The organism is Porphyromonas crevioricanis, assembly GCF_900167225.1.
Taxonomy (GTDB): Bacteria; Bacteroidota; Bacteroidia; order Bacteroidales; family Porphyromonadaceae; genus Porphyromonas; species Porphyromonas crevioricanis.
Genome location: NZ_FUXH01000014.1, coordinates 43,872 through 51,110 on the forward strand (window position 1 = coordinate 43,872; position 7,239 = coordinate 51,110).

General features: G+C 39.1%; 5 protein-coding genes and 2 pseudogenes. 5 read left to right on the forward strand and 2 right to left on the reverse strand.

From position 1 onward, the window contains the following. Window positions 1-144 precede the first annotated feature (144 nt). The 3 genes and pseudogenes from B5D48_RS07550 (at window position 145) to B5D48_RS07560 (ending at window position 4,572) form a co-directional block, all read left to right on the forward strand. Window positions 145-432, forward strand: coding sequence for a hypothetical protein (locus tag B5D48_RS07550; RefSeq protein ID WP_023936604.1), 288 nt, complete (start codon window positions 145-147; stop codon window positions 430-432). Window positions 433-1,164: 732 nt separating this feature from the next. Next, window positions 1,165-2,241 (forward strand): annotated as a pseudogene (locus B5D48_RS07555) (phage integrase SAM-like domain-containing protein); the annotation flags it as partial. 312 nt (window positions 2,242-2,553) lie between these two features. Next, window positions 2,554-4,572 carry an ATP-binding protein gene (locus B5D48_RS07560; protein ID WP_023938969.1) on the forward strand — a complete coding sequence of 673 codons (2,019 nt, stop codon included), beginning with the start codon at window positions 2,554-2,556 and terminating at the stop codon, window positions 4,570-4,572. A gap of 992 nt (window positions 4,573-5,564) precedes the next feature. Here the strand turns inward: B5D48_RS07560 and B5D48_RS07570 are convergent. Next, the gene (locus B5D48_RS07570) at window positions 5,565-5,993 is read right to left on the reverse strand and encodes a DUF3408 domain-containing protein (RefSeq protein ID WP_023938977.1); all 429 of its coding nucleotides are present in this window, start codon (window positions 5,991-5,993) and stop codon (window positions 5,565-5,567) included. 72 nt (window positions 5,994-6,065) lie between these two features. On the opposite strand from B5D48_RS07570, the gene B5D48_RS07575 reads away from it, so the two are divergent. After that, window positions 6,066-6,434: a hypothetical protein gene (locus tag B5D48_RS07575; RefSeq protein WP_023938979.1), complete on the forward strand. Its 369-nt coding sequence runs from the start codon at window positions 6,066-6,068 to the stop codon at window positions 6,432-6,434. Window positions 6,435-6,707: 273 nt separating this feature from the next. Next, window positions 6,708-7,045: pseudogene (locus B5D48_RS07585) on the forward strand (plasmid mobilization protein); the annotation flags it as partial. Here B5D48_RS07585 and B5D48_RS09265 read toward each other — a convergent pair. After that, window positions 7,046-7,239 (reverse strand): hypothetical protein (locus tag B5D48_RS09265; RefSeq protein ID WP_234985413.1); only part of this gene is annotated, 194 nt, incomplete at its 5' end.

A 7,239-nucleotide genomic window follows, 5' to 3' on the forward strand; every position in this document is an offset into this window, starting at 1 on the left:
ACAAAAATGATCGAGATTACCTTGCCATTGCTCCGGGTAATCCTTGGCTTGGTCGAAGTTGCATTCCCATTTTTTATTATCCCCAGAATTTTCCGCTCGGTCGAGCTGACTGTTTCCTAAAGGGAAAGAGAAGGAAGCTGTGATATGGCTATACTCGCTTCGGATTGTTTCGTTTTGTATGGAGTTGTGTTGGGCAAGACTGTGCAGGGCGAGATGGTGTCGGGCGAGGTTGTGTTGGAGGAGGTGATACTGGGTGAGATTATCCTGAGTGAGGTTGTGTTGGAGGAGGTGATACTGGGTGAGATTATCCTGAGCAAGATTGTGCTGGGCAGACTGGTATTGGGCAAGTTCATGCTGAACAAGGTGATGCTGGAGAAGCTGTTGTTCGGTGGGGTTGTGTTGGGCAAGAAGAGAGGTGGAACTACAAACTAATAGGCTGATTAGTAAAATCTTATAAAATAGATATTGTCGATTGAAATATTTCATAATGGTATCACACGTTATTTTAATCCTTCTTTACAACGGATTTCCTTAAGAGGACTACCGCTGCTGAATTTGGATATGAAGGTAAGGATTATCATTTTCTCTCAAAAAGAGGCTCGCAGAGCACCACCGTCCCAAAGCCTCTCGCCCCGTTTCGCCCTCTTGAGCCTCCAACCTTTATTTCCAGCATTAAATAGTAAAATCCTCTCTCTCCTCTGCTCGTAACTTGGTATTATTTAGGTCTAAGTAATTGGCTACTGATAGCCTTATGAGTTATGAATTTAAGCGGGTAATGATTTGGCGACCTATCTTCAGCAATGAACCCACAATAACTAAGCACAATGCAATTTTAATGCGTCAACCCTGACAAAAAGACTAAGAAGGAAGAGATAATAATTTTTTATGCGGAAATATGGGAGTTAGGAGTAAGGGGAAGCGAGAAAAGGTTATCTGCTTGATTAACAGCATTTCTTTCGGTTTGGTGCATTGGCTTGCACCACGAAAAAAGGCAAAAAAGAGCAGTTGAAAGAGCGAGTTCAATTACCAAATCGTTCCCTTTTAGGGGCTTCGGAAGAGGTAAGCAAAAAGTGGTAACTAAAACGGTGTTTTCTCTCTTGTTTTCAATGTTTTGCGTAGTGGAAACTATCTCTTAGAGGTCTAACTTTGTAAACAAAAACGACAATGAAAGAAAAGACATTGAAGCTACTCTTTTACCTCAAGCGAGGCACACAGAGTAAGGAAGGTAAAAGTCCGATTATGGCTCGCCTCAGTGTGGGGCGAACAATGGTGCAATTCAGTTGCAAAATTGCTTGCTCTCCCCAGCTATGGGATAGCCGTAAGAGCAGACTCGTGGGCAAAAGTGCCGAAGCTGTATCTGTAAACGCAGAACTCGACCGCTTACAACTCGCTGTACATCGAGCCTTTGAACACTTGCAGAGCAGAAAAGGGGAAATAGTAACAGCTGAGGAGGTTAAAAACACGCTTTTCGGCTTAAACAGCGATAGCCAAGGCTTGCTCTATCATTTGGAAGGCTATTTGGCACGCTTTCGAGAGCGTGTGGGCATAGACCGCAGTGAACGCAGGTATAAGTGCATCTTGCTATTTCGCAAGCATTTCGAGGCTTTCATCAAACACCGCTATCGAGTAGGCGACCTGCCTGTTCAGAAAGTTGGTAGAGCCTTGGTTGAAGACTTTGAGGTTTATCTCTCCAGAGAGAAAGCTTTCAAACTCAATACCACGGCTGGCTATCTCTCTATGTTGGCTTCGCTACTGAAAGACCTATACAAACGGCATATCATCGACACTTATCCCTTCTTGGGCTATTCTATCCGCTGGGATGTCGGCTCGCCACGCTACATTACCAAGGAGGAGCTCTTGCGTATTATCGCCTTAGATGAAACGCAATTAGGAGATTATGAGCTAGTGTCAAGGGATATGTTTGTCTTTGCTTGCTATACAGGCTTATCGTACACGGATATTTACCACCTTACGGCTGAACATCTTGTCGAGGAGGGCGGTATGACTTGGATACGCAAGCCTCGCATCAAGACAGGCAATGTGTGCCACATCCCCCTCTTGCCCGAGGCTGCTGCCATCATCGAGCAGTACCGAGGTATCCACACCCGAGCCTTTCGCCACGAACCGCCCAAGGGCTATCTTCTGCCCATTCCTGGCTGTGATACGGTCAATATCCATCTGAAGAAGATTGCGAAGCTGTGCAAAATCAATAAATGCCTCACCTTCCACACAGCAAGACACAATGAATAATGTAAGCATCAAATAATCAATTCATTAAATTGATTATCAGTGAGGGCTGGTAACGATAAGGAAACCAGTGAGCTTCTATGCTCCCCTTATTTTGCCATTTCAAAGAACCACTCTTTGTTGATTACAAAGATAGTGATTTTGTCAATAATATGATAGCTATAGAGGAATTATAATATATTTTTAGCATTGAAAACCTCAAATTCATCCTATCAAATAAAAGAATCCTAATAAACTCATTTGAAATGGGATTAATTTCTTTATTTTTGTATTATATTTATATAGTATCTTTTAGTACCTGTAAAGATGAGCAAGATTAATATTGATAGAATTGTCAAGGATATTAAGTCTAAAACGACAAGTTTAACACCTGTCATTGAAGCTGTTTGTAATTCAATTGATGCCATTGGTTCAGAAAGAACCGATGGCATTATTGATATTATTGTGAAGAGAAGCGGGCAGCAATCTTTAGAATTAGACACCACTCATACTTTATCAGACATTATTTCTATCGATGTCATTGATAATGGAATTGGTTTTACTGAGGAAAATAAGAATTCTTTTGATACATACAGAAGTGGCTTCAAAATGTCAAAAGGAGGTAAAGGCTTCGGTCGATTTATGTACCTAAAATACTTTTATCATGTCTCAATTGAAAGTATCTTCTATGAAGAGGGCAAATATAAACAACGTAGTTTTACATTTGGTCACGCAGATGAGATAATAGAAAATGAGCAAATTGTAGATATTGAATCCGACTCTGACCTACATACAGGTACAGTTTTACATCTTTCTTCCATCAAGTCTTTTGATTTAGATAAAGGGCTTGAAGTTATTGCCAGAAAGCTCGTGGAGCGTTTACTCGTATTCTTTGTCACTGGAGGGGAATATACTCCAAAGATTACGATTAAAGAAGAGAATGGCTCCAATTCAATAGTATTGAATAACTATATTGGAGACAATTCTGATATTCAACAGATTGGCAAAGAAGAAGAGTTTACAATAAAAGGCCGTGAGGATGAATGGGATTTTGTAGTCAAGATTTATAAAATATACTATTCTGCAATAACAAATAAAATTTGTCTGACTGCAAATTTTAGAGAAGTTACAGAGTCAGCGTTGCATAATTATGTGCCTGAATTTAAAGAAACGATGTTCGAGATAACAGAACATGGAACTCAGAAGAACTACATGATAAAAGCGTATGTTCAAGGTAAATATCTAGATGAAAATGTAACAACAGAAAGAGACGGTTTCAATTTTGGAAAAGAAGATGACATTTATTCTGATTTATCTGAGAAACAAATAATGAAAACAACTTCATCAATCATTAAAACGTATTTTTCCGAAGACATAGAAAAACGATACAATGATAAGAAGCAAAAAGTCGAACATTATGTATATACTACAGCACCTTGGAATAAGACTTTGTTAAAAGACGTAGATATGGAATCTATTCCAATAGGAGTTTCAGAATTTGATTTGGAAATGCGCTTCCAAAAAATAAAGTTTGACAAAGAGCAAAATGCAAGGATAGCATTAAAGGAATTGCAAGATAAATACTCATCGGGAGACGAAAGTTGCGATAGCGCACTAGAAGATGAAGCAAATGAAATCTTGAAAAATGTAACAGAAACAGCTAAGAATGATTTGGCTCATTATGTTTGCCAGAGACGTAGAATTATAGAATTGTTTGATGATTTGCGTAAAAGAATAGATGGTGGAAAATCACATAAAGAAAGTGAAATGCATAACCTAATATTTCCTATGATTAAGGATGATAGGGAAATCGGATATGAGGATCATAATCTATGGTTACTTGATGAAAGATTTAATTTTACCCAATATATAGCATCAGATAAAGTCATTTCTAGTTCTGATCATAAAGAGCCAGACCTTGCTATATTCTATGAAAGTGGGCTGTTTTATAGAAATGGAGATAATGCTATCACTTCTCCTATTGCTATTGTTGAATTTAAGCGACCTAAACGCACAAGTTATCCGGATGAAGAAAATCCAATAAATCAAGCATTGCGATATGCGGGTAAAATTCTTGCTGGTAAATATGAGATGCCTGAGGGCGTAGAAGAGGTTATTGTAGATAAAAGCGTAACTCCTGTTTACATATACATTGTATGCGATATCGTTCCTAAAATTGAAGAGTTTGCTGATTTAGCAGGACTTGCTATAAGCCCAGACAAACAAGGATACTTTGGTTATAATCCTAAGTATAATGCATATATTGAAATAAAGAGTTTCAAGAAAGTTATTGATGATGCTAAAATGCGTAATCAAATATTTTTTAAAAAATTAGGTCTGTTATGATATAGATGTGTAAGTAGAACTGTTTCAGACTACAATAAAAGTAGTTTAACACGGTTCTGTTTACATTCTATTCCTCACATTCTATTATATGTTTTCGCATCGAATCATTCGTATCGTTTTCTTCGGCAAAGATAGTTTCGTTGTACTGCGGGCAATAAGGTCAAGCGACAAGCCGTTAGGGCAACAATCTCCACACTTCATTCTTCAGGTAGTATTCTTGCCCTAAACCTTGTTGTCCTAGCCACCTAACCTTTTTATTGCCTCGAAACGAAAACGACCGACCCGACGGAAAGACGCATAAAAAAATGTCGGATATGCGAGAAACAAGGAAAAAGAAAATGGAAACTCAACTCCCTTACCTCTGGAATCCGCATAAATAAAAAAAATCAGACAAGATGATTTACCACGAGTAAGGACGGGGCGGATAATCGTTCAAGAAGAACAGACAGAGTAAAGCAGTCGGCAGATTTGCCGACTGCTCTTTTCTTTCGTGAGCTTCGGGCGGACAAAGAAAGGAGCAAAAAACTTATGAAAAACACCTCGTTACTTTTGACGGTGAGTTGAGACGGCTCAAAAGTAACATTATTTGACATCTTTTTTCCATATTTCATAACCATCTTTCTTCTCAATAATTTCCAGATTGTCTAACGCCTTCTTTCTATGCTGCCAATTCTCATAGTCGGAACAACAGAATACACCTGTCTATCGGGACATTCAAAAAACATTGTTTCGTCTTTTTCCTTATACGAGGTAACAAGACTCCAATTATCACAATGATGAATGACGCAATAAGCAATCCGAGAAATATGAGCAACATTGTTTCCATATCATGAAATCATCTTTATTTGATAACGAAAAAGGAGCATAATTGTTGCTTCGAAGATACAATACAAAATTTACCTCAATCTCTACCTCTACTATCCTATGCTTCAAATAATCAATCTTTTGAGCTAGAAAATTGTCCATGTGAAACATCTGAAAAATATAGGGATTTACAGTAGCTTCCTGAACTTAATCTCCGCTAATCTGTTGATTTCATCTTTGTAGGTTTCAAGATGATGAAGGATGATGTTCTCCACATAGATGCCGATGGTCATATCCCTGTTCCTCATAGACATGACTATCTCTGCCAATGTGTCTTGCAACTCTTTGGCAATATAGATGGTCTTGCGATTTTTCAAGGTATTGCGACAGATGAAAAGCGACTCATAATCACCTTTGTCAGTCTTTCGCCTTTCTCGTCTTGGAACTCTTGAAAAATCCTTTGATATTGGTTCGTCATTGGAACGTTCCGATTCAACACCCTGCTCTTCTGATTGAGAGCGTATCATCTCACTCTCTTTTCTTTTCATGGGAATACCCTGTGAAATAAGTTCTCGGATGGCACCGGGAGCTACCTTGCTGTTTTGGTTCTCTGTCATACTTACTTAATTTTATTGTTATACAATTTACTGTTCATTTCATTGTCGGTATATTTACCGATGAAGATGAATATGTCCGCTATCAATGATATGCTCAATAATCGGTTTGTACCGGTAGGGCTACATCCTTTCGTTCATATCCTTTCTGTGGAGATATTGATTAGTGCCCATCAATACAATCGTTCAATTGTATCTGCTTTCGCACATTCCCACGTTCGAGTGAAAGAATCAAGGATATGCTCTTTGATATACACCCTCGCTCATATCGCTCATCGAAATGTGATATTATCGAAGACACATACCATTACCGACATATTCGACAGTGCAAATATATGGCTCGGTAATGCTATAATCAGCGTGATTTTTTTAGTGCGTACTTGTGGCTTCGATTTGGTTATTTGTGGCTTCGTCTCTCTTAATGGCTTTGGGGACAAGAGGTAGTAACTTTGCAGCAAGCGATAAGCTGGGATTTCATGGCTTTGAAAACATACATTTCGAGAAGATAAAGCACCGCCTTTCGAGGCTGATTTATTTGCGTCGGAGCAAATAGCAAGGTATGTTTTATGCAGCACGACTTCGTTTTTGCAGCATAAAACCCTTGCTCTCCGAGAGAGTTGAAAAACCTCCGAAGTCGTTTTTTCTTGAAAGAGAGAACGCAATGCCTCAAATGCCGGTGACGTCGTGAAACACTAAAATCCAAAGTAAGAAATGGAAATGAAGAAAATTCGGAGCGCACGCTCCAAAGAGAAGACAGAAAAGCGTGTTTCGGTCAATTTCACACCGACGGAATACGCTCATTTCCTCACGATGAAAGAGGAAAGTGGTGTACAAAGTTTGTCCCTGTTTATTAAAGCGAGGGTATTTAATGAGACTTTCCGTGTGATAAAAGTCGACCGTTCCTTGCTTGATTACTACCAGAAACTGACGACTTTGTACGGACAATTTCGCAGCGTCGGGGTGAATTACAACCAGACTGTGGTCGCTCTGAAAAGCAATTTCACGGAGAAGGAAGCCTTGCGATGCTCACCCAGTTGGAGAAACTGACACTTGAATTAGCAATAATCGGAGGTGAAATCGTGCAACTGACTCGTGAATTTCAAGAGAAATGGCAACATAGACAGTAACCATTTTACATCGTACTGTTCTTTATGGATGAAAAAATCAGGCTTCCATCTCGTTTGGGGAAGCCTGATTAACCTTTTGATGGCGATTACCGCTTTTTGAACTTGCCGCCCTTCAGGTCGCT

Bases quoted from the DNA above. Each gene is read 5' to 3' on its own strand.
- B5D48_RS07560 (WP_023938969.1), top strand. From the start codon at position 2,554: ATGAGCAAGATTAATATTGATAGAATTGTCAAGGATATTAAGTCTAAA.
- B5D48_RS07575 (WP_023938979.1), top strand. From the start codon at position 6,066: ATGTCCGCTATCAATGATATGCTCAATAATCGGTTTGTACCGGTAGGG.
- B5D48_RS07550 (WP_023936604.1), top strand. From the start codon at position 145: ATGGCTATACTCGCTTCGGATTGTTTCGTTTTGTATGGAGTTGTGTTG.
- B5D48_RS07570 (WP_023938977.1), bottom strand. From the start codon at position 5,993: ATGACAGAGAACCAAAACAGCAAGGTAGCTCCCGGTGCCATCCGAGAA.